Raw genomic sequence first — 19575 nt, forward strand, 5'->3', positions numbered from 1 at the left:
TCATGATGGCTTCCTAAAAACTCCATTATGGATAAGATTGAACCATTAATAAGAAAATATGGCATTAAGTGTTAAATAAGGTAGTTAACAAGGCATATCTAAAGATAATTCTAGCCCTTTTAGTGTGGAGTACCTGGGGTATTGTTATCAAGACAGTGGTTATGCCCCCCTGGCAGGTAATATTTTTTTCATCATTGTTTTCGCTGCCGGTTCTCTTTCTGGTTGCCAGGTTTCACCCTTCAGCCGCTCAGCGTCTTATTAAGGATCTTAAAGAAAATTTCTGGCAGATTCTGTTGCTGGCAATCTGTCTTTTACTTAATCTCTACTTTTATTTTTTGGCTCTGCGCCATACAACCATTGCCAACGCGGTTTTCAGCCATTATACCGCGCCGATATTTGTTGCCCTCCTGGCTCCTTTAATCCTGCATGAGAAATTTGACCGCTGGACCGGCATCGCCCTGCCTGTTTCTCTTGCAGGTCTTTTCCTGATGCTTTTTCCTCACCTGCAATTGTTACTGGATAAACAGGCGACCGGCGGTATTGCCTTCGGTGTAATTTCAGGTCTGGCTTACGCGATAACCTTGATTATTGCTAAAGGGTTAACCAGGGGGCTACCGCCCATATCTATTGCCTTTTGGCAAGGAATATTCATTGTTGTTATTCTGGCCCCCATGGTTATTGTGCAGCCACTGTCTGCCCCTCCCCTGGATTGGATTATATTAGTTTTATTGGGATTTATCCATTGCAGTCTTGCACCTCTGATGTATGTTTCCGGCCTTACCACCGTCATGGCCCAGCATGTGGCCATTATTGGTTATCTGGAACCGGTAAGCACCATCATGATGGGAATGGTGTTCTTGCGGGACATTCCCTCTCTGATAACCGCATTTGGCGGAGTTTTGATTTTTGCGGCTGGTTTTCTGGTAATCTGGCAGGAAGGAACTTAAAGCAGCATGAGTTTTAGTTGAGACTATGAATAATCAGATACATAATCAAATATGGACTTGCGCCGATGTTTCACCTGTCCTGACCTCCACTTTAGGAGCAAAATTGGGAATTTCGCCTATAATTGCCGAAATTTTACTTCGTCGGGGAATTGATCAACCCGAACATATTGGGCGCTTTCTCTCCCCTTCCCTGTCCCATCTTCCCGATCCCAACCTGCTCAAAGGAATGGAAAAGGCGGTAAAACGGCTGCTCCAGGCAATGGAACGGCATGAAAAAGTGCTGGTCTACGGCGATTATGATGTTGATGGTATTTCATCATCAGTAATCCTGGTACAGTTTTTCCGCCAGATTGGCTTGCATGTTTTTTATCATATACCATCGCGCCTGCAGGAAGGTTACGGCCTGAACAGTGAAACTATCCAGCAGTATGCCAAAGAAGGGGTTTCCCTTCTGGTTACGGTTGATTGTGGTATTTCCAATATTGCTGAGGTGACCTGTGCCGCCAGTTTTCATATGGACACCATTATCACTGACCATCATGAACTCCCTTCTGAGCTTCCGGCTGCTTACGCTATCATTAATCCCAAGCAGACAGACTGTTCCTATCCGGAGAAAAATCTGGCCGGAGTTGGCGTCGCTTTTAATCTGCTGGTTGCCTGTCGGCGGGCAATGCGTGAAGCTGGGATGATGTCCGGAGAAATCAACCTGAAACGTTATCTGGATATGGTTGCTTTGGGCACCGTGGCGGATGTAATGCCGCTTACCGGAGTTAACAGGATTTTGGTGAAATATGGCTTGGAAGAAATTGCCAGTGCCCATCGTCCCGGTCTTGATGCCTTACTGAATATCAGCCGGGTAGATCGCAGCGCCGGGATAACCGCCCGCGATATTGCCTTTAAACTTGCACCCCGCCTGAATGCCGCTGGCCGGATGGATTCCGTCCATGATGCCATGGAGTTGTTGCTTACCGATGATGCTGCGGTTGCGGATGAGCAGGCATATCGATTACAGCAGCTAAACCTGCAGCGTCGCAAGGTAGAAGAAGTGATTTTTGAGGAAGTTGACGGCTGTATGGCTCAGGATCGCAATTATGGGGGTAAATATGTTACCGTGCTGGCGTCAACCAATTGGCATGAAGGGGTCATTGGTATTGTCGCGTCTAAAATCGCTGAGCGTTATTTTCAGCCGACCATGCTGATAAGTATGAACGAAAACGGGGTTGGCAAGGCTTCCGGGCGCAGTATCCCGGGTATTCATTTACTGGATATGATTACCAGGTGCAGCGAACATCTTAATCGCTTTGGTGGACATCAGATGGCTGTCGGTTTTTCCATTAACCATAATAATCTGGCAGCATTTCGAAATTCCCTTGACAGCTTCGTGGCTGAACGCCTGCAGAGCCATAAGCTGCAACCGGAACTTACAGTTGATGGCCGGCTGAAACTCGGTGATCTTTCATTCCAACTTCTTCAGGATATAGCTCAACTGGCGCCATTTGGTTTTGGCAACCCCGAACCGATTTTTGTGGCCGAAGAACTTGAGGTGAACCGAGCCTCAATTGTTGGTAAAAATCATCTGCGTCTACAGGTACGTGATCATTCAGCAAAAAACAACGCCATAGGTTTTAATATGGGTGATCGGCAGATTTCTGCCGGAGATCGGGTTGATCTTGCCTTTGTCCCGCAGATCAATACCTGGAATGGCAACCAGTCCATTCAGTTGAACCTGAAAGATATCCGTCTATAAGCTATTAGCTGTCAGCCATCAGCCTTCAGCTACGAAAAATCATGGCATTACGTTAGTTCATCACAGCACCCATTAGGTGAAAACCTGAAATCAACGGTCAAAAAACGGGCTTTTACTGGAAACCGACAGGGGAATTCCATAGGCAACCATGGTACCTTCCGGCAATAAACCCATCTCCAGGGCGGTCCTGCCGAAAGAGAACATGATGCGGTTGTCGATGTGATGCAGGGCAGCCGTGGCTACGGCTGATCCCAGGGCGATTCCCAGGTCAATAATGTTGAAACTGCAACGGCCGTCATTCTGACTACACGCCTGGCAATCTTCATAGCCGCAATAGCCACAATAGGGAATTCCCATTGGGGCCAGCAAAGTTCCCAGCACCAGGACGGCTGTACACTGATAAATATTTCCAGCATCCCGCTGAAAAAAAGCGATATCTTCCTCTATGGCAATTTCCGCCATCCTGGCAGCAACCAGATCTTTATCTTCACCGGTAAAAATCATGGAAATCAGCCGGTTAGCCCCCTTCCCTTTCGGGGCGGTGCGGGCGGCGGCCGCCATCAGATCAGCTACGGTCATGATAGCATTAAGCTCAGTTGTCTGTGCATCCAGAATCATGAGAAACTTCCTTTCTTTTTATTAATTCCATTAAATCCTCTTCCAGCTCTTCGATCTCCAGCAGCTGGTATGGCCTGACCGAATGACGTGGAATGGCGGCTCTTTTTTTCTTCAGCAGTTCTTCTAAATCTTTGATTTTATCTTGCAGCGTGGCGTCTTTCATTAAAACCTCCTATCCTTTTCATAGCATTTATTTCCATGCAGGTCTAAGAAAAATAGTGGAAATGAGATACCTTCAGAAGAGTTTCATGCGCTGGTCAAAAAGAATTTCATCAGTTGACAAGATAAATAATACGGTTTATTATCATATTCTTTATAAGGTAAAATAGGAGGTATGAAATGAGAACTAAAAAGAAGGTCAGTTTAACCATTGATGGTGATCTTTATATGGATATTGAGAAAGCAGCAAAGACTTTTAACATGGCCAAAAGTCATCTTGCGCAGGAGGCGTTCAAGTTATGGTTAAAAAAGAAGACCGAGGCTCTTATGGCAAAAGGCTATGAAGACATGGCCGAAGAGGATAAACTATTTGCCGATCTAACCTCTCAAGTCCAAAGGGAGATCCTTTAATGAATACTGTTCCCAAAAGAGGTGAAGTATGGCTGGTTAACTGGAATCCTGCCAGAGGAAGTGAACAGGCAGGTAAGCGGCCCGCTCTTATTATCCAGAATGATATTGGTAATGAGAAAGCGCCTACAACCATTGTTGCCGCGATTTCAAACTCTGTGAAGCTTTATCCAATGAACGTAGGAATCAATCCTCCAGAAGGAGGACTTGACTACCCCTCGATTATAAAAACAAGCCAGATACTTACTGTTGCCAAGGAACGACTGGAAAAACGCCTTGGCCGGTTCGGTAAAAATAAGATGGATGATGTTGATAAAGCCATTAAATTGAGCTTGGCATTATTATGAAAAATAGTGGAAATGGGGCTGGAAACATGATAGATCATTTTCTATCTCTGCAATAAGAGAAAGGAATTAAGGCTTAATATGAGTCAAAAGGTAATCTGGGCTCCCTGGCGGATGGAATACATCCTTGATGACAATAAACAATCCCTTAAGGATTGTTGCCTTTTTTGTCAGATTGCCAAGGAATCTGATGATCAGAAAAACCTGATTCTTTACCGGGGTGAACATGCCTATGTCCTGATGAACCGGTATCCTTATAATAATGGTCATCTGATGGTGGTACCGTTTAAACATGTTAATGATCTCGGACAACTTTCGACACCGATGTTTCAGGAATTAATGGAACTTTTTCGGCGCTCCGTTGCCTGTTTGCAGCTTGCCCTTCAGGCTGATGGTTTCAATGGTGGTATTAACCTGGGTAAAATAGCTGGAGCCGGAATTGATGCCCATCTCCACTTCCATATTGTTCCCCGTTGGCAGGGAGATTATAATTTCATGCCGGTTATCGGAGAAACCAAGGTCATGCCTCAACATCTTCAAGAGACCTATGAAACTTTAGTGAAATATTTTACGGCTGAAAGGATGAATCTGAAATGAGATATGTAAAAATTACTTTTCTGCTCCTTTTTTTAACCTTACTGCTGATTTTTGTTTTTGAGAATATGGGCGCATTATCACTTCCGGTTTCTTTACGCTATGACCTGGCATTTGTCGTCTTAGGCCCTCTGGAAATACCTTTATATGCTTTACTTTTCTTAGCCATTTTCTGCGGGGTTATTTCCGTGGCTATTGTTGATATCATGGTGCTTTTCCGCCAGCGCCGGAGAATGAAAAAAAAGGATAAGCAAATTAAAGATCTGGAAACAGAGTTGGAAAAATTCCGTAATTTACCTTTGACCGAAGCAGTGGTTTCTGATGTTGAGTTGACCACTGACAAACCGGATGCCACAACTTCAGTAACCCAGTGATTACATGAATATTTTCCTGATTGCCGGCATTGTGCTGGTCCTTCTTTTTTTGACTATTCTTTTGTTGTTGAAACGAAAGTTTTCCTCTTCGAGTCGGAGCAAACAGCCGGATAACGTATCGAAAGACAACGAGGCATCTGAAGATCAGGGAATTCTTCTCCGTTCCTACTTCAGGGGCTTGTCCTACATCCTTTCCAACGAAACCGACCGGGCGCTGGTTGAATTCATTAAGGTTGCCCAGATGAGTTCAGCCACCAGCGAAATTTATCTGGCGCTAGGTCAGTTGTTTCGCAACACTGGTGAAGTTGACCGCGCCATTAGAGTTCATCGTAATCTCCTTCTACGTTCTTCCCTTCCCGAAGATATTACGTTACAGACCATGTTTGAAATTGGTCTGGATTATAAAAAAGCTGGCCTTATTGAACGGGCCGGAAAGACTTTTGCAGAATTGCATGAAAAAGCGCCAACCTATGTCGATGCTTTGCGTGAATTAGGCGGCATTTATGAATTAGGTCGTGAATGGGATAAAGCTATCATGGTTCAGAAAAAACTCACTGAATTAAGCGATAGCGATAATTCTCATAATATTCTGGCACATTTGACCACTGAAATGGCAAAGGATGCCGAGCAATCCGGTAACGACACTAAGGCTGCGAGTTTCTATCGTCGGGCAATCGGTATCAATGAAAACTGTATGGATGCATGGTTGCATCTGGGTGATTTACAGATCAAAACTGGAAAAGAGCAAGAGGCGCTGAAATCATGGAGAAAAGCTTTCGAGCTTAATCCTGACTTGGTATCGTTGGTTGTTGGTCGTTTTTCCCAGCTGCCTGCTGAAAGAACTAACCAGATAAAGGATGAATTTTTCCGGCATTATCTGGATAAATATTCAGATAATGTCCATTTTATCCTTTGCTATAGTAATTTTTTGTTGGATAATAGTCGTACAAATGAAGCTGCTGACTGGATAAAACGGATTTTGGCGACAAAACCTGATGCTGCGGGAATCTTTGCCGTGGTGGCCAAACTGGTTCGGGCAACAGAAAACTGTGGAGAATATCAATGGTTTTTACAGAATTTTTTTGATACGTACAAGCCTGTTAATAAACCATATCAATGCTGTCAGTGTGGTTATCAACTTGATGAAGTGGTCTGGAAGTGTCCCAAATGTGCCCATTGGGATACTATCGGTCCCCGATAAAAGGCAAATATGATTATGGATGATAACCGTCGCGGATTCCTCCGGTTCCCCCTTATCCTTTCGCTGGAATTCATCATTATCAATAAAAAAAACCAGTTACTTGGTCCTTATCCTGGACAAGCAGTTAATCTTAGCGGCGGCGGCATGTTGTTTACCACCCCCTGCCCTTTGCTTCGTCATGGAACGTTGATTATTATCAGGTTTGAGACGGAAAAAGAAGGTGATTTACAGGGGGATTTTCTCGCCCTGGTTATCAGGAGTAAAGAGCAGGATTTGAAGCAGGAAAATCATCTGCCACATTATCTGGTTGCCCTGGAATTTAAATTTATCAAGGAATCCCGTCGTGCTGTTATCTTGTCATATGTAAATCGTCGTACCTTGAGGCGTAGAAAATCAATGCCGGCTTCAACAGTTTAGGCCGGCAGAGGTTAACTGGATGCTGTGAATGAGTAACGTAATGTCCTCATTTTTCTAAACTGAAAGCTGATTGCTGACAGCTGAATGCTTTCAGGAAGGAATTTTCAGCGAGCCGATAAAATCGTTGATATGGCTGATTGAGCGCTCGTGTAAAAAAGATTCAATCCCAGCGGCAATTTCAGCCGTGATGACAGGATTTGCAAAATTACAGGTTCCCACCTGAATGGCGGTTGCCCCCACCAGAAGAAATTCCAGTGCATCGTTGGCTGAAGAAATTCCCCCGATACCAATTACCGGAATATTTACGTTCCGGGCGACCTGATGTACCATCCGCAAAGCTATTGGTTTAATGGCCGGCCCTGAGAGTCCACCGGTGATATTAGCCAAAACCGGCTTGCTGCTCTGAAGATCAACTGCCATCCCGGTCAAGGTATTAATAAGGGAAACACAGTCGGTACCGGCAGCTTCCACAGCCATGGCAATACTGATAATATCAGTAACATTAGGGGATAATTTTGTAATCAGTGGCAAGCTTGTCCGGCGGCGCACAGCGGCAACCAGGCTGGCTGCCATTCGGGGATCTATTCCAAATTGCAGCCCGCCGGCTTTCACATTGGGGCATGAAATATTGATTTCCAGAGCGTCAATTCCTGTTTCCTGATCCATAATCCCAGCCAGTTCTTCATACTCATCAATGGTTTCTCCGAAAAAATTCACCACCACGGTTGCCTGAGCAGCCTTCAGGACAGGTAATTCATCACTTAAGAATGCCTCAACCCCGATATTTTCCAGGCCGATGGCATTAAGCATACCGCAGGGAGTCTCCATGATTCTGGGAGGTTCGTTCCCAGGTTTTGGCAATAGGGAAAGGCCTTTGGTGACCACCGCTCCGAGTTTGTTCAATTCCAGATATGGTTCATACTCACGACCATAGCCGAAGGTTCCGGAAGCGGTCATAACCGGGTTCTGCAAACGTAATTCAGGAGTAAGCGATATCGAAAGGTCAACCATAGGTTTTTTCTATTCTAACTATAACATCAAGGTTGTAACATCAAAAACAGGCCCGTCTTGACAAACTTTAACCCATGGATGTTTCTCATCCTTCGTTTTTTTTCTGGTCACACATCCGAGACAGACACCAAAACCGCAAGCCATACGGCTTTCCAGGCTGAGGTAGCAGGGACAGGATGCCTCCATGGCCAGCTTTCCGAGAGCAGTCAGCATGGGCATTGGACCGCAGGAAAAGATAATCGGGTTATTCTCAACATCCTGTAATTGCCGGGAAATCAGGTCAGTTACCAGTCCATAATGTCCCACACTACCATCATCGGTGGCTATTGATAGACTTAATCCTTTTTCGACCAGTTGCCGGAATTCATCAATATAGAGCAATTCACTGCTGGTTCTGGCTCCCAGTATCAGGTTGATATTTTTCAATGGGTATGCAGTTTCAAGGCAATAATCAAGTAAACTGATTATTGAGGCTATGCCAATCCCGCCGGCAACCAGCATAATTCTGCTGTCATTCTTAATAATTTTAACGGGGTATCCATTCCCCAGCGGTCCATGAAGTGACAGTAATGTGCCGATGGCCATATGCCGAAGCATTTCTGTTCCCCGGCCGACAACTTTTATCAGCAGTTCAAAGCCATCAGATCTGAGCCGACAGATACTGAAAGGTCGTTTCAATAAGGGATCGAGGTGCGATGGCCCGGCAACGCTGACCATAACAAATTGTCCGGGGATAAACTGCCGGACAAAGTTTTCCGGACAGGAAAGTCGGATCCTGAACGTATCAGGAGTGATCTCTGTCAGGCGAAGTACCGTGCTGTGGAAAAGAAACATATTATTTCAACTTTCTGAGTTGTTCTAAAAAGCGCTGAAAGAAATTTTCAGGGATGTTCGGGCATGGCTCTCGCTCATTCTCGCGGCCCTCCATGGCCTGCCTGTGCGTGCCGCACGCAGACAGGCCGGCTTGTGGGGCGCGCTAAAGCAATATCCCCGCGTCCGCCGCGAATCACATCGTGTGATTCGTTCGGCGGCCAATACCGCTATGAGCCATGCCCGAACATCCTGTAATGTATCCTTGACAATACAAGTCAGAAAGTTGAGATATTATAACATTGCTTTCATAATCAGGGCATCTTCACGGGTGCCGTAATAATATTCAGGACGTCTGCCAATAAGCTGAAAATCAAAGGAACGGTATAATCTTCGGGCGGCATGATTTGAAGCTCCAACTTCAAGAAATATTTCCTTAACTTTCTTATCCTTCAGCAGAATTATCATTTCCCGGATGAGAAAGGAGGCAATGCCTTTTCTCTTTTTACCAGAATGCACCGCAATCCTGAGCAGGGTAGCTTCATCAAGACAATGGTGAAAGCAGACAAAACCCAGCAGCAATGGTGACCAATCCGGGTTTGATTGAAATACACCGTAAAGATGTTTTTCGTCGCCAGACAGCTCATCAATAAACATCTGCCGGTTCCAGGGCATGATAAAAGAGTGCTGGTCAAGATCAATTATCTCTTCCAGGTCAACAACGATTGCCGGTCTTAACTTCAGTTGAAAAGATTCATGCTCAGCGGCCACAATCTGATTGATCTCCCATCAGTTTATCCAGGGCATGGGGAAGAGCCGGCAAGATGACCGCCAGGCATTCCTGAACCCCTTTTATGCTTCCGGGCAGGTTAATAATCAGGCTTTGCTTGCGAATGCCTGATACTGCCCGAGAAATCATGGCATGGGGGGTGATTTTTCGGCTTTCGCTCCGCATGGCCTCGGCAAATCCGGGGGCTTGACGTTCAATAACTGCGAGAGTGGCTTCAGGGGTTATATCACGGGGTGAAAATCCGGTACCGCCAGTGGTGAGAATCAGGGGAATATAATCATCAGACCATAAACGAAGCATCTGAATAATCCTTTCCTGTTCATCAGGGACTATTGTCTGGGATATAAGCTGAAAATCGACCTTTGATGATTTGAGGAAATCATGGATGGCTGGACCACTCAAATCCTCTCTCAGGCCGGCAGAACCTCGGTCACTAACCGTCAGGATGGCAACTTTATAACTCATTTTTTATCGTCCAGGCTCTGGATCAATTTATATTCTATGCTGTCAACCAACGCCTGCCAGCTGGCTTCAATGATATTGCTGGATACACCCACCGTCCCCCACTTGTTGCCATTAGAATCGGTGGTTTCAATGAGTACCCGGGTAACGGCTTTCGTCCCCTGGTCAGAAGAAAGTATTCTGACCTTGAAGTCAGTCAATTTTATTTCTTTTAAAACCGGATAGAATTTTTCCAGGGCATTGCGCAGGGCTTTATCCAGAGCTTCAACCGGTCCGTCACCGATTGCGGCCGTATGCTCGACATGTTTGTTGACCCGCAACATGACCGTAGCTTCGGAGAGCGGAATCCGGGTTCGGCGGAATTTTTCAATGATTACCCGAAAACCCAGCAGATTGAAAAAAGGTTTATAGGTCCCCATAGTCTTTTTTACCAGCAACTCAAAGGATGCTTCAGCTCCTTCAAACTGAAAACCCCGGCTTTCCAGGTCTTTAATTCGTTCAAGAATTTTGCGGGTCTGTTCATCGTCACCCACATCCAGATTATATTCCTGGGCTTTATATAAAATATTGCTGCGGCCCGAGAGATCCGAAACCAGCACCCGTCGCCGATTGCCGACCCAGTCGGGTGAAATATGTTCATAGGTAAGAGGGTCTTTCTGCACGGCACTGACGTGGATGCCGCCTTTATGGGCGAAGGCGCTCATGCCGACAAATGGCTGTCGGTTATTATGACGCTTATTGGCAATTTCGTCCACATAGCGCGACAAAGAAGCAAGCTTTTGCAGATTCTCCTTTTTCAAGATTTTATGACCCATCTTCAGCTGTAAATTGGGGACAATAGAAATCAGGTCGGCATTTCCACAGCGCTCACCAAAGCCATTAATGGTTCCCTGGACATGGGTGATACCACAGGTTACGGCCACTAATGAATTGGCTACCGCTACCCCGGAGTCATTATGCACATGAATTCCCAGGTGCCGTTTAAGAGGTCTCAGACCTTTTTTCGTCTGCTTGATAATGTCAGCCAGTTCAAAGGGCAAGGTGCCGCCATTGGTGTCACACAAGACCAGGCAGTCAGCCCCGCCACGGATTGCCGCTTTCAATGTTTCCAGGGCGTATTCCCGATTATGTTTGAAGCCATCAAAAAAATGTTCGGCATCATAGATGACTTCAGCCATCTGCCCTTTCAGGTAGGTGAGCGAATCCTCAATAACCGTCAAGTTGTCGGCAAGATTGATATTCAGGGCATTGGTAACGTGAAAATCCCATGATTTACCAAAAATTGTCGCTACTTTTACCCCTGAGGCAATGATTGCCTGCAGGTTTGGATCATTTTCGGCTTGGTTTTCAATTTTACGGGTGCTGCCAAAAGCGGTAATCTTGGCCGTTTTCAGGGGGACTTTTTTAATCTGTTTGAAAAAAGTCATATCTTTAGGGTTGGATCCCGGCCAGCCTCCTTCAATATAGTGAATGCCGAATTCATCCAGTTTCCGTGCAATGCGGACCTTATCGCCGGCCATCAGGGAAATATCCTCCGCCTGGGTACCGTCACGCAGGGTCGTATCATAGATTTTGATTATGGCCATTTGTTTATTCCTTTAGGTCAGGGTCTTGATCCAGCTGGAATTCATCATGGAGAACCCTGACTGCCAATTCAGTATATTTTTCCGCGATGACGCAGGAAACTTTTATCTCAGATGTACTGATCATCATGATATTGATATTTTCCCGGGCCAGGGCGGAAAACATCCGAGAGGCAACATTTGCATGGGTACGCATACCGATTCCAACAATTGAAACCTTGGCTATCTTTTCATCACCAAGAACAGTTTTCCCTCCTATTTTCCGGCAAATATCAGTAATAATGGAGAGGGAGTGCTGATATTCAGTTTTGGGAACCGTAAATGTCAGGTCAGTCAATCCTTCCTCAGAGATATTCTGGATGATCATATCCACTACAATTCCCTGATCCGCAATGGATGAAAAGATCATGGCGGCAATTCCCGGGCGATCCGGAATCCCATGTATAGTAATCTTTGCTTCATTTTTATTGGCTGCAACACCTGAAACAACAGCTTTTTCCATTGATTTATCCTCCTGGCAGACTACAGTTCCCTCATAATCTGAAAAACTTGATCGTACATGAATGGGGATCCCGTATTTTTTGGCAAATTCCACTGACCTGATCTGTAATACCTTGGCCCCCTGGCTGGCAAGTTCCAGCATTTCATCGTATGATATTTTGGCAAGTTTGCGGGCCTGATGGCAAATATTTGGATCTGTGGTATAAATACCGTCAACATCAGTATAAATTTCACAAAGCTCAGCCTTCATTGCGGTGGCTACCGCTACGGCGCTGGTATCAGATCCTCCCCGCCCCAGAGTAGTGATATTTCCTTCTTTATCGATTCCCTGGAAACCGGCAATTACGACAATATACCCATCAGACAGGGCTTTATAAATCCGCTCAGGATCAATCCGTTCAATTCTAGCCTGGGTGTAGGCATCGTCAGTCAGTATCTGTACCTGGTGTCCGAGAAACGAACAGGCTTTTTCCCCCATGGTTTCAATGGCCATTGACACCAAGGCAATGGAAACCTGCTCACCGGTTGAAACCAGGACATCCATTTCCCGTTCATTTGTTTTCTCAGGAGCAGCTTCCAGCTGCTCGGCCAGTTTCAACAGGCGATCGGTTTCTCCTGCCATTGCTGAAAGAACGACAATAACCTGATTTCCCCGGCGTTTGGTAGCAATTATCCGGCGGGCAACATTTTTAATCCGCTCAATGCTTCCCACTGACGTGCCGCCATATTTTTGTACTATCAGTGCCATAATAATTAACTCTTGATGTTTCCGGTTTTATAAATCTGCATGTTTATTGTAGCTGGTAATAATTTCGCGCTGTTCTTCGCCGGTAATAGCCAGGGTAATCCTGACAAAATCAAGTGAAAGTATCATTTCTCCGATTTTCTCCGGCCATTCAATCACCATAACTCCGGGTTTATGTAAATAATCTTCAAAGCCGATTTCCAGTAGATCGTTCTGGTTGTTCAACCGGTAAAGGTCAAAATGGTACAGGGGCAAGCGGCCTTCATATTCATTTATCAGGGTAAAGGTCGGACTATTGACGTAATGCCAGTCAGGAATTTGCAACCCCCGAGCAATGCCTTTGGTAAGCAGTGTTTTCCCCGCGCCTAAGGTTCCGTAAAGAGCAAAGATATGAGATCCAGACAACAAATCACGGCTCAATTTTTCGCCGAAATTTATGGTTTCATCCGGAGATTTGCTGATAATATATTCCTCTTTAGACAATTTTTGCAAAATAATCAATAAAACTTGAGTAATAAAGTTTAGTTTCCAATATCGACCCGGAAAAGTATTTTTCCACTATATGCTATGATTGCTGCAAATACATCTGCGGTGCAGAAGAAATATCAGCTGATCAGGGACATCATATCGGTGCGACTAATAACCCCGATGACCTTTTTATTCTGGTCGATAACCGGCAGGAGATATTTTTTTTCTGCAACCATCAGGCTGGCAACCTTGCCAACTGGAGTATCAGCTGTAGCCGTTAAACAATCATGAGTATAAATGTCAGCGACAGTACGGGCAGTAAGCTCTTTCAATTCTTTATCCAGTTTGAAAGGGTTTTCTAAGTAAACAAGAGTATCAAGAAGGATAAAGAAACTGGGGATATTTAAAGGTTTTTCAGTAAATAAAAGATCAGTTTCGGTTACAATCCCCAGCAATATTCCTTCTTTATCGACTACCGGAGCACCACTGATTTTATTTTTGGTAAGCAAAGTTGCCAGATCCTTGATATTGGTTTCAGGGGTTACCGTGATTACCGGTGTGGTCATAATATCTTTAACTGCTTTCATGACAGGACTCCTTTTATGAACTTTAACTGGATAGCTTTTATATGGTGCCTGAGCACAGAGTTCCGATGGCAAATTTACTCTATTCTTACCTCTGTCCTGCCGGGCATGTCAAGTAGAAGCTATGATAATATGGTTATCCCTTTACCGCAGACCGGAAAAAAATAAACCCTATTTTTTGAGATTGAGCATCGATAGTCATTTTAATCTCAGATATATAAACTGGCAATTTGCACCTTGAATCGAATTTTGTTATAACTCAACTTTCTGACTTGCATTGCCAGGGACATATTAGCAGGATGTTCGGGCTTGGCTCATAGCGGTTATTGGCCGCCGAACGAATCACACGATGTGATTCGCGGCGGACGCGGGGATATTGCTTTAGCGCGCCCCACAAGCCGGCCTGTCTGCGTGCGGCACGCACAGGCAGGCCATGGACGGCCGGCGAGAATGAGCGAGAGCCATGCCGGAACATCCCTGGAGATTTCTTTCAGCTGTTTTCAGATCAACTAAGAAAGTTGAGTTATAAATATCAAATTGCTTAGCGCTGTTTTTTACAACTTGTTCGTAATCCTATCTGGATAAAAAAGGATTAGATTAATGGCTATCGAGATTGAACGGAAATATCTGGTAAGCTCCATGGCTTGGAAGGCGCAGGCGGATGCTGGCGCCAGACTGTTGCAGGGTTATATGGCAAACACACAAAAAGTTACCATACGTGTTCGAATCGCTGGCGAACAGGCATGGTTAACTCTCAAAAGCGCCAGTGCCGGAATCCGCCGGAAGGAATTTGAATGTTCTCTGCCGGTTGCCGATGCCAAACAGATACTGGATGAGTTTTGCCTGGGGCAAGTGATTCACAAAACCCGTTATCGCCTGCCCCTTGGTGGTCATGTATGGGAGATCGATGTCTTTCACGATGCCAATGAAGGCCTGGTCCTGGCTGAAATCGAGCTGAAAAACGAACAGGAGAACTTTACCCTGCCTGCTTGGATCGGGCAGGAAGTATCAGCCGATAAAAGATATTATAATGCTTACCTGTCCCAAACCCCCTACAGCGCCTGGCCAAAACAATGAATGAGAAGGAACAGGGATGCCATCGCTGCTTCACCTTTATCCACATAAACCTCTTATGACATATAAATTCTGGGATACTGCGGTAACCTGATTTATGCTTTACATCGTTAAGCTTTTCCATCAATCCTCAAACCGTAGTAAAGATGTCCCACTTCCACCCCATGAAATTCCGCCACTCGGGGCAGATGTCCCCATTTCTTAAAGCCATAATTCTCCAAAAGCCTGATGTTATATTCATTGCTGTCAATAATTATGGCAAATAAGGTCTTTATGTGCAGGGGTGGGCAGAGGTGCATAGCATGCCCCAAAAGATTTGATGCGACTCCCCGATGATGGTAGTCAAAATGGACAAAATAGCTTACCTCTGCAGTATGGCGAACTGCCATGCGTCCAGGACGATACGCACTAACAGTTAAATATCCAATAATGATATCGTTATATACCGCAACCAGAATCGGATAGGAATGAGGATCATGGGCTTCAAACCATTGTTTCCGGCTGGCAACGGTGACCGGGATAATGTCTGCCGTTTTCTGGCCAGCGGCCACCGCCTGATTGTAGATGGAAACAATAGCCTCCAGATCTTCCCAGTTGGCTGTTCGTATCTCCATTTTACATGCTGACAATAGAAAAAGGTTATCTTTACTTGACTGCTTCAATGCAACAGTCAATCAGTGGGGTGATAGTCAGATAATGGCTTTGTCGTGCTCTTTCCATCAACCACCACTGCAGCTTGCTCCCAACAAGCGCCATAATAATAATTTCCCCCTTGAGTTGTCAATGAAGAAAACATCCTGGTGCTTTCCGTAAATTCCAGACCAGAAAACTTTTCGGTTTTGTAAAAAGTGTCTTCAGGACACCGTGGCGGCCCAACATCGGGAAGCTTTCACTGGTCGGGAGAATGGTTTTCATGCCAAGAGATCAGCGCCAGCACATCATGTAACATTTCCTGCGAAACAGTGATGTGGTAATCGCGCTCAAGCCGCTGGGCAATATCCACCGGATATAGCGATTGATTTTCCATCTGCATGATAAAACCGGTAAGATCTTCAATGACCGCCCACGGATAGATGAGCCAGCGCCATTTGACAATCCGCCAGGCGGCAAAATCAGGCTGGAAGTAAGAGACAATCTTATGATGTAAAACGGCCGTCCGGATTTCTCTGGGCTCATGCGAATCAATATGTTCCTTAGCCAATATCAAAGTATCGCCACTGTCATTGACATCATCAACAATCAGGACCTTCATTCCATCAACGTCAACGCTCAAAGGATACCTGATCCGGGCCTGCCGCTGTCGTTCGGCACCCATAGTATAGTGTTCAATTTTGATTGAGGTTACCTGAAATACCTGGAGATAATCGGCAACAATACGTGCCGGTACACAGCCTCCTCGGCCAATGGCGACAATTATATCAGGAGTGAAGGAAGCGTCAACAAGTTTGAATGCCAGGCTACGAGCCAGTCGTTGAACCGTTTTCCAGGTTATCAGCTCACACACCAAAGACATCTGGAACATTCTCCTGAAGGCAATTTTCCGGGGGCTGTTTTCAGATTTTCAGGAATCGGTAAACAAGGGAACAAAACATTGGTGTTCCACATCTACCAGACCACGGTCAGTCAATTTGAGTGAGGGGATAACCTCAAGTCCGAGAAAACTCATAGTCATAAACGGATCATGTAATGACGATCCCAGATTCCGAGCCTCATTGTTCAGTGAATCAACCTGAAAGCGGACCTCCTCAATCGGGGAAGCTGACATCAGTCCGGCAAGAGGCAATGGTAAGCAGGCAAGGGCTTGTTCCCCAACGGCGGCAGCTTGGCCGCCACTGCTGGCGGCCACTGCCCGGGCGGCAGTTTCCATCGACAGATCATCGACACCAATCACCATGAGATTGTGATGGTCATGGGCCACCGTACTGGCCAGTGCTCCCTTTTTCAACCCCAGGCCGTGAACAAAACCCCGGCCAATCCGGCCCGACGCATGGTGACGCTCGATGACTGCAATTTTCAGCAAATCTTTACCCGGGTCGGCAACCGCCAGGCCATCGCTGGTCGACGGTGCCATAATCAGTGTCTCGGTGCGCAGCTGGTCAGGCATGGCCCCAATGACCCGCATCCGTTTCCCTTTCACGGGGATGCGCCAATCCATCCCGGACCAATCCACATGAACCGTATCCCGCACCTGTTGCTCTGCTTCCAACACCTCTGAGCCCAGGTCGGCCGGCAACAACGTCCCATCACGGGCCCGCAGCACCCCGTTCTGAAACACCAGCTCCGGTTTTACCGTCTGCAAATCACTGAAAACTAACAGATCAGCCCGGCGACCAGGGGCAACAACACCCCGGCTATCCAAGCGGAAGTGTACCGCCGGATTTACAGTGGCCATCCGAATAGCTGTCATCGGCGGCACCCCGTATCTTATGGCCAAACGCACCAAGTGGTCAATTGACCCCTTATCCAGCAGGTCAACAGGCTGACGATCATCGGTGCAAAAAGAAAGCCAGCGCTCATTTTCCGGGGTAATCATCGGTACCAGGGCCTGGAGATTGCGGGCCGCACTTCCCTCGCGGATAAATATGCTCATCCCAGCCCGCAGTTTTTCCTGAGCCTCCTCCATCGTGGTACATTCGTGATCGGAGGAAATGCCGGGGGCAATATAGGCGTTCAGTGCCTGACCCCGCAGTCCGGGACAGTGGCCATCGATCTTCTTCCCCCGAAAAGCATCCAGTTCAGCCAGCACCCGCTGATCACCGGCAACCACCCCCTGCATGTCCATCACTTCGCCAAGCCCGATCACCTGTGGCTCAGCCCGTAGCTGTTTGATCTCTGCCAGTGACAGGCTGGCTCCTGAGGTTGCGAGATCCGTTGCCGGAACGCAGGCCGGAACCGTAATGTAGGTTTCCAGGGAAGCATTCTTGCCATCGGCAATCATAAAATAAATTCCGGCGAGACCAAGAACATTGGCAATCTCATGAGGATTACTCACCACCGAGGTTACGCCATGGGGAACTACGGCGCGGGCAAACTCGCGGGGCCGCACCATGGAGCTCTCCACATGCACATGGGCATCGATGAAGCCGGGACAGACAAAACGGCCCTGAAAATCAATGGTATCATGGCCTTGATAGCCGGGTCCGATACCAACAATCATGTTTTCGGCAATGGCAATTTCGGTGGGGAAAATTTCGCCTGAAACAACCTCGACGAGATGCAGGTTGGTCAATACCAGATCAACTTTTTTATCCCCCCGAGCCAGGGCAATCAGGTGGGCAACATCCATGAGCTCTTCCGACAAACCACATTATTTCTAAATTTAATTGATCGATTCCTGGGCTAACAAGCTACCCCCACTTATCTGCGATACACCCCCATCAATTCAGCCTGGTCCAGAATATGCCCGCTCATCGCTTTGAGCAATTGGGGTTTAGTGGTTCCCACCGGCAGATTGAGCCTGACATCCAAGGCAAAAATTTTGAAATAATAGCGGTGTGTCCCTCCCGGGGGGCAGGGTCCGCCATAGCCGACTTTGCGAAAATCATTGATTCCCTGGCGTCCCCCGGTTGCCGGCTGTTCCGCAACACGGACATGCTCCGGCAACCGCGTCTCTCCGACAGGGATATCATAGTATACCCAGTGAACCCAGATTCCCACCGGGGCGTCAGGATCATCACAGATAATTGCCAGACTTTCAGTCCCTTTCGGCGCAGCCCCCCACTCCAGAGGCGGAGAGATATCTTGTCCATCACACGTATAGCGGGCGGGGATTTTACCACTTTGAACAAACGCTGTACTTTTCAATTCCATAACCTCACCTCCTCGCCTGGCTGCCTCAATCGGCTGCAGCCAGACGATCACCAGCACTCCGGTCAGGATGATCGTCAACCGCCAACACCAGAAACAATTTACCTTGCATTCCATCGCCATCCCCTGTATCATATTTTATTGAAAGGAGTTAACATGGAAATCATTCAGACAGGTTTCAAACTTGGACCGGCATTGATTGTGGTCTTGGTTTTGGCCTCCTATTTTATTATCGGCATCCGTGAACAGAGGGAAAAACAACTTAGCTAAAGTATTTTCACCCTTGTCAGCTGCTAGCCGACAATATGATGTTTGCCCACCACACTCACGCTGCTGGCCTGAGGGCCCTTGTCCCCCTTTTCTTCACTAAACCTGACTTCAGCACCAATTTTGATTTTCTTGAAATCCAGGTTCAACACACTGTGTTCGTGAAAATACACTTCCCGGCCATCAGCCGTTTTTATGATGCCGTACCCTTGGTCGGGAAATAACTGCGATACCCGGCCATGGGGTGGAACCTCATGGGTTTTCACCTCTCCCCGGCGCCGGTTAACATAATTCTCCAGTTGCCGCTGCATGGCCAGAAACGCATCGCGCACCGCTACATAGACATCCTGGTGGGCCTGGTGAAGGTCAGGCTCCCGGTTAACCACCAATTCAGCGCCAGGCAGAGTAACATCAATCCGCACATGGTATAGTTTCCCTTTTTCATGGTGTTTATGCGGCGCCTCAACCATGACCCGGAAACTCATGATCCGATCATGCCACTGATCCATTTTAGCCGCCCTTTCTTTGATCGCGGCCTCAACGGTCGGTGATGGATCCATGTTGCGAAAACTGATCTGCAATGGTACTTGCATAAACGCTTCTCCTCATTCACCATAGACTGTTCTTCCAAGTACCGAACAATCTCTTCGTTGCTTTTGTGGTT

The 19575-nt window shown here is 46.7% G+C and carries 26 protein-coding genes; 10 read left to right on the forward strand and 16 right to left on the reverse strand.

The features are described 5' to 3' along the window. Positions 1–68: 68 nt before the first annotated feature. Positions 69–947, forward strand: a complete 879-nt coding sequence (locus tag U9P07_06750; protein ID MEA2109103.1) for a DMT family transporter — start codon at positions 69–71, stop codon at positions 945–947. Between the two features lie 25 nt (positions 948–972). Beyond that, positions 973–2694, forward strand: a complete 1722-nt coding sequence (gene recJ, locus U9P07_06755; GenBank protein MEA2109104.1) for a single-stranded-DNA-specific exonuclease RecJ — start codon at positions 973–975, stop codon at positions 2692–2694. Between the two features lie 90 nt (positions 2695–2784). Here recJ and U9P07_06760 read toward each other — a convergent pair whose 3' ends face one another. Both U9P07_06760 and U9P07_06765 read right to left on the reverse strand, forming a co-directional pair. Then, on the reverse strand, positions 2785–3312 hold the full coding sequence (locus U9P07_06760) for a DUF2148 domain-containing protein (protein MEA2109105.1): 528 nt from the start codon (positions 3310–3312) through the stop codon (positions 2785–2787). Then, positions 3287–3475: a hypothetical protein gene (locus tag U9P07_06765; GenBank protein ID MEA2109106.1), complete on the reverse strand. Its 189-nt coding sequence runs from the start codon at positions 3473–3475 to the stop codon at positions 3287–3289. Before U9P07_06765 ends, U9P07_06760 begins: the two co-directional genes overlap by 26 nt. Before the next feature lie 176 nt (positions 3476–3651). On the opposite strand from U9P07_06765, the gene U9P07_06770 reads away from it, so the two are divergent. From U9P07_06770 to U9P07_06795, 6 genes are all read left to right on the forward strand, one after another. Continuing rightward, positions 3652–3882, forward strand: coding sequence for a hypothetical protein (locus tag U9P07_06770; GenBank protein MEA2109107.1), 231 nt, complete (start codon positions 3652–3654; stop codon positions 3880–3882). Beyond that, positions 3882–4226, forward strand: a complete 345-nt coding sequence (locus U9P07_06775; protein ID MEA2109108.1) for a type II toxin-antitoxin system PemK/MazF family toxin — start codon at positions 3882–3884, stop codon at positions 4224–4226. The genes U9P07_06770 and U9P07_06775 overlap by 1 nt, the downstream gene beginning before the upstream one ends. Positions 4227–4304: 78 nt before the next feature. Beyond that, entirely contained in the window at positions 4305–4820 is a 516-nt protein-coding gene (locus U9P07_06780; protein MEA2109109.1) for an HIT domain-containing protein, read from the forward strand. Continuing rightward, on the forward strand, positions 4817–5191 hold the full coding sequence (locus U9P07_06785) for a LapA family protein (GenBank protein ID MEA2109110.1): 375 nt from the start codon (positions 4817–4819) through the stop codon (positions 5189–5191). Before U9P07_06780 ends, U9P07_06785 begins: the two co-directional genes overlap by 4 nt. A 4-nt stretch (positions 5192–5195) precedes the next feature. Further along, entirely contained in the window at positions 5196–6392 is a 1197-nt protein-coding gene (locus U9P07_06790) for a tetratricopeptide repeat protein (protein ID MEA2109111.1), read from the forward strand. Between the two features lie 15 nt (positions 6393–6407). Beyond that, entirely contained in the window at positions 6408–6809 is a 402-nt protein-coding gene (locus U9P07_06795) for a PilZ domain-containing protein (protein MEA2109112.1), read from the forward strand. Positions 6810–6899: 90 nt separating this feature from the next. Here U9P07_06795 and U9P07_06800 read toward each other — a convergent pair whose 3' ends face one another. Beyond that, the gene (locus U9P07_06800; protein ID MEA2109113.1) at positions 6900–7820 is read right to left on the reverse strand and encodes a dihydroorotate dehydrogenase; all 921 of its coding nucleotides are present in this window, start codon (positions 7818–7820) and stop codon (positions 6900–6902) included. A gap of 18 nt (positions 7821–7838) precedes the next feature. After that, a complete protein-coding gene (locus U9P07_06805) occupies positions 7839–8654 on the reverse strand; it encodes a dihydroorotate dehydrogenase electron transfer subunit (protein MEA2109114.1) in 816 nt (271 codons plus the stop codon). A gap of 103 nt (positions 8655–8757) precedes the next feature. On the opposite strand from U9P07_06805, the gene U9P07_06810 reads away from it, so the two are divergent. Further along, positions 8758–8970: a hypothetical protein gene (locus U9P07_06810; protein MEA2109115.1), complete on the forward strand. Its 213-nt coding sequence runs from the start codon at positions 8758–8760 to the stop codon at positions 8968–8970. Here U9P07_06810 and rimI read toward each other — a convergent pair. The 7 genes from rimI to U9P07_06845 form a co-directional block, all read right to left on the reverse strand. After that, positions 8925–9401, reverse strand: a complete 477-nt coding sequence (rimI, locus tag U9P07_06815) for a ribosomal protein S18-alanine N-acetyltransferase (protein ID MEA2109116.1) — start codon at positions 9399–9401, stop codon at positions 8925–8927. The two genes, U9P07_06810 and rimI, sit on opposite strands and share 46 nt — an antisense overlap. Next, complete coding sequence (locus U9P07_06820) at positions 9391–9885, reverse strand: MogA/MoaB family molybdenum cofactor biosynthesis protein (GenBank protein MEA2109117.1); 495 nt, start codon at positions 9883–9885, stop codon at positions 9391–9393. The genes rimI and U9P07_06820 overlap by 11 nt, the downstream gene beginning before the upstream one ends. Then, positions 9882–11468: a citramalate synthase gene (gene cimA / locus U9P07_06825; protein MEA2109118.1), complete on the reverse strand. Its 1587-nt coding sequence runs from the start codon at positions 11466–11468 to the stop codon at positions 9882–9884. Before cimA ends, U9P07_06820 begins: the two co-directional genes overlap by 4 nt. A 4-nt stretch (positions 11469–11472) precedes the next feature. Next, the gene (locus U9P07_06830; GenBank protein MEA2109119.1) at positions 11473–12714 is read right to left on the reverse strand and encodes an aspartate kinase; all 1242 of its coding nucleotides are present in this window, start codon (positions 12712–12714) and stop codon (positions 11473–11475) included. Positions 12715–12741: 27 nt separating this feature from the next. Next, complete coding sequence (gene tsaE, locus U9P07_06835) at positions 12742–13194, reverse strand: tRNA (adenosine(37)-N6)-threonylcarbamoyltransferase complex ATPase subunit type 1 TsaE (GenBank protein ID MEA2109120.1); 453 nt, start codon at positions 13192–13194, stop codon at positions 12742–12744. 122 nt (positions 13195–13316) lie between these two features. Beyond that, positions 13317–13766, reverse strand: a complete 450-nt coding sequence (locus tag U9P07_06840) for a CBS domain-containing protein (GenBank protein ID MEA2109121.1) — start codon at positions 13764–13766, stop codon at positions 13317–13319. A 256-nt stretch (positions 13767–14022) separates the two neighbouring features. Then, positions 14023–14238, reverse strand: coding sequence for a hypothetical protein (locus U9P07_06845; GenBank protein MEA2109122.1), 216 nt, complete (start codon positions 14236–14238; stop codon positions 14023–14025). Positions 14239–14363: 125 nt separating this feature from the next. Between U9P07_06845 and U9P07_06850 the strand changes: the two genes are divergently transcribed. After that, entirely contained in the window at positions 14364–14840 is a 477-nt protein-coding gene (locus U9P07_06850) for a CYTH domain-containing protein (protein MEA2109123.1), read from the forward strand. A 107-nt stretch (positions 14841–14947) separates the two neighbouring features. On the opposite strand, the gene U9P07_06855 is transcribed toward U9P07_06850, so the two are convergent. The 5 genes from U9P07_06855 to U9P07_06875 all read right to left on the reverse strand — a co-directional run bounded on the left by U9P07_06855 (position 14948) and on the right by U9P07_06875 (position 19504). Continuing rightward, positions 14948–15451: an N-acetyltransferase family protein gene (locus tag U9P07_06855; protein MEA2109124.1), complete on the reverse strand. Its 504-nt coding sequence runs from the start codon at positions 15449–15451 to the stop codon at positions 14948–14950. 275 nt (positions 15452–15726) lie between these two features. After that, complete coding sequence (locus U9P07_06860) at positions 15727–16350, reverse strand: phosphoribosyltransferase (protein ID MEA2109125.1); 624 nt, start codon at positions 16348–16350, stop codon at positions 15727–15729. 48 nt (positions 16351–16398) lie between these two features. Beyond that, on the reverse strand, positions 16399–18123 hold the full coding sequence (gene ade, locus U9P07_06865; GenBank protein MEA2109126.1) for an adenine deaminase: 1725 nt from the start codon (positions 18121–18123) through the stop codon (positions 16399–16401). Positions 18124–18194: 71 nt separating this feature from the next. Further along, entirely contained in the window at positions 18195–18761 is a 567-nt protein-coding gene (locus tag U9P07_06870; GenBank protein ID MEA2109127.1) for a YbhB/YbcL family Raf kinase inhibitor-like protein, read from the reverse strand. Positions 18762–18937: 176 nt separating this feature from the next. Then, positions 18938–19504, reverse strand: a complete 567-nt coding sequence (locus U9P07_06875) for an HPF/RaiA family ribosome-associated protein (GenBank protein MEA2109128.1) — start codon at positions 19502–19504, stop codon at positions 18938–18940. Positions 19505–19575 lie beyond the last annotated feature (71 nt).

The sequence above is a fragment of the Pseudomonadota bacterium genome, assembly GCA_034660915.1.
Classification (GTDB): domain Bacteria; phylum Desulfobacterota; class Anaeroferrophillalia; order Anaeroferrophillales; family Anaeroferrophillaceae; genus DQWO01.

Excerpts from the sequence above, each read along its gene's own strand:
- recJ (MEA2109104.1), top strand. The coding sequence starts at position 973 with ATGAATAATCAGATACATAATCAAATATGGACTTGCGCCGATGTTTCA.
- U9P07_06760 (MEA2109105.1), bottom strand. The coding sequence starts at position 3,312 with ATGATTCTGGATGCACAGACAACTGAGCTTAATGCTATCATGACCGTA.
- U9P07_06765 (MEA2109106.1), bottom strand. The coding sequence starts at position 3,475 with ATGAAAGACGCCACGCTGCAAGATAAAATCAAAGATTTAGAAGAACTG.
- U9P07_06770 (MEA2109107.1), top strand. The coding sequence starts at position 3,652 with ATGAGAACTAAAAAGAAGGTCAGTTTAACCATTGATGGTGATCTTTAT.
- U9P07_06775 (MEA2109108.1), top strand. The coding sequence starts at position 3,882 with ATGAATACTGTTCCCAAAAGAGGTGAAGTATGGCTGGTTAACTGGAAT.
- U9P07_06780 (MEA2109109.1), top strand. The coding sequence starts at position 4,305 with ATGAGTCAAAAGGTAATCTGGGCTCCCTGGCGGATGGAATACATCCTT.
- U9P07_06785 (MEA2109110.1), top strand. The coding sequence starts at position 4,817 with ATGAGATATGTAAAAATTACTTTTCTGCTCCTTTTTTTAACCTTACTG.
- U9P07_06790 (MEA2109111.1), top strand. The coding sequence starts at position 5,196 with ATGAATATTTTCCTGATTGCCGGCATTGTGCTGGTCCTTCTTTTTTTG.
- U9P07_06795 (MEA2109112.1), top strand. The coding sequence starts at position 6,408 with ATGGATGATAACCGTCGCGGATTCCTCCGGTTCCCCCTTATCCTTTCG.
- U9P07_06800 (MEA2109113.1), bottom strand. The coding sequence starts at position 7,820 with ATGGTTGACCTTTCGATATCGCTTACTCCTGAATTACGTTTGCAGAAC.
- U9P07_06805 (MEA2109114.1), bottom strand. The coding sequence starts at position 8,654 with ATGTTTCTTTTCCACAGCACGGTACTTCGCCTGACAGAGATCACTCCT.
- U9P07_06820 (MEA2109117.1), bottom strand. The coding sequence starts at position 9,885 with ATGAGTTATAAAGTTGCCATCCTGACGGTTAGTGACCGAGGTTCTGCC.
- cimA (MEA2109118.1), bottom strand. The coding sequence starts at position 11,468 with ATGGCCATAATCAAAATCTATGATACGACCCTGCGTGACGGTACCCAG.
- U9P07_06830 (MEA2109119.1), bottom strand. The coding sequence starts at position 12,714 with ATGGCACTGATAGTACAAAAATATGGCGGCACGTCAGTGGGAAGCATT.
- U9P07_06840 (MEA2109121.1), bottom strand. The coding sequence starts at position 13,766 with ATGAAAGCAGTTAAAGATATTATGACCACACCGGTAATCACGGTAACC.
- U9P07_06845 (MEA2109122.1), bottom strand. The coding sequence starts at position 14,238 with ATGTTCCGGCATGGCTCTCGCTCATTCTCGCCGGCCGTCCATGGCCTG.
- U9P07_06850 (MEA2109123.1), top strand. The coding sequence starts at position 14,364 with ATGGCTATCGAGATTGAACGGAAATATCTGGTAAGCTCCATGGCTTGG.
- U9P07_06855 (MEA2109124.1), bottom strand. The coding sequence starts at position 15,451 with ATGGAGATACGAACAGCCAACTGGGAAGATCTGGAGGCTATTGTTTCC.
- U9P07_06860 (MEA2109125.1), bottom strand. The coding sequence starts at position 16,350 with ATGTCTTTGGTGTGTGAGCTGATAACCTGGAAAACGGTTCAACGACTG.
- ade (MEA2109126.1), bottom strand. The coding sequence starts at position 18,123 with ATGGATGTTGCCCACCTGATTGCCCTGGCTCGGGGGGATAAAAAAGTT.
- U9P07_06870 (MEA2109127.1), bottom strand. The coding sequence starts at position 18,761 with ATGGAATGCAAGGTAAATTGTTTCTGGTGTTGGCGGTTGACGATCATC.
- U9P07_06875 (MEA2109128.1), bottom strand. The coding sequence starts at position 19,504 with ATGCAAGTACCATTGCAGATCAGTTTTCGCAACATGGATCCATCACCG.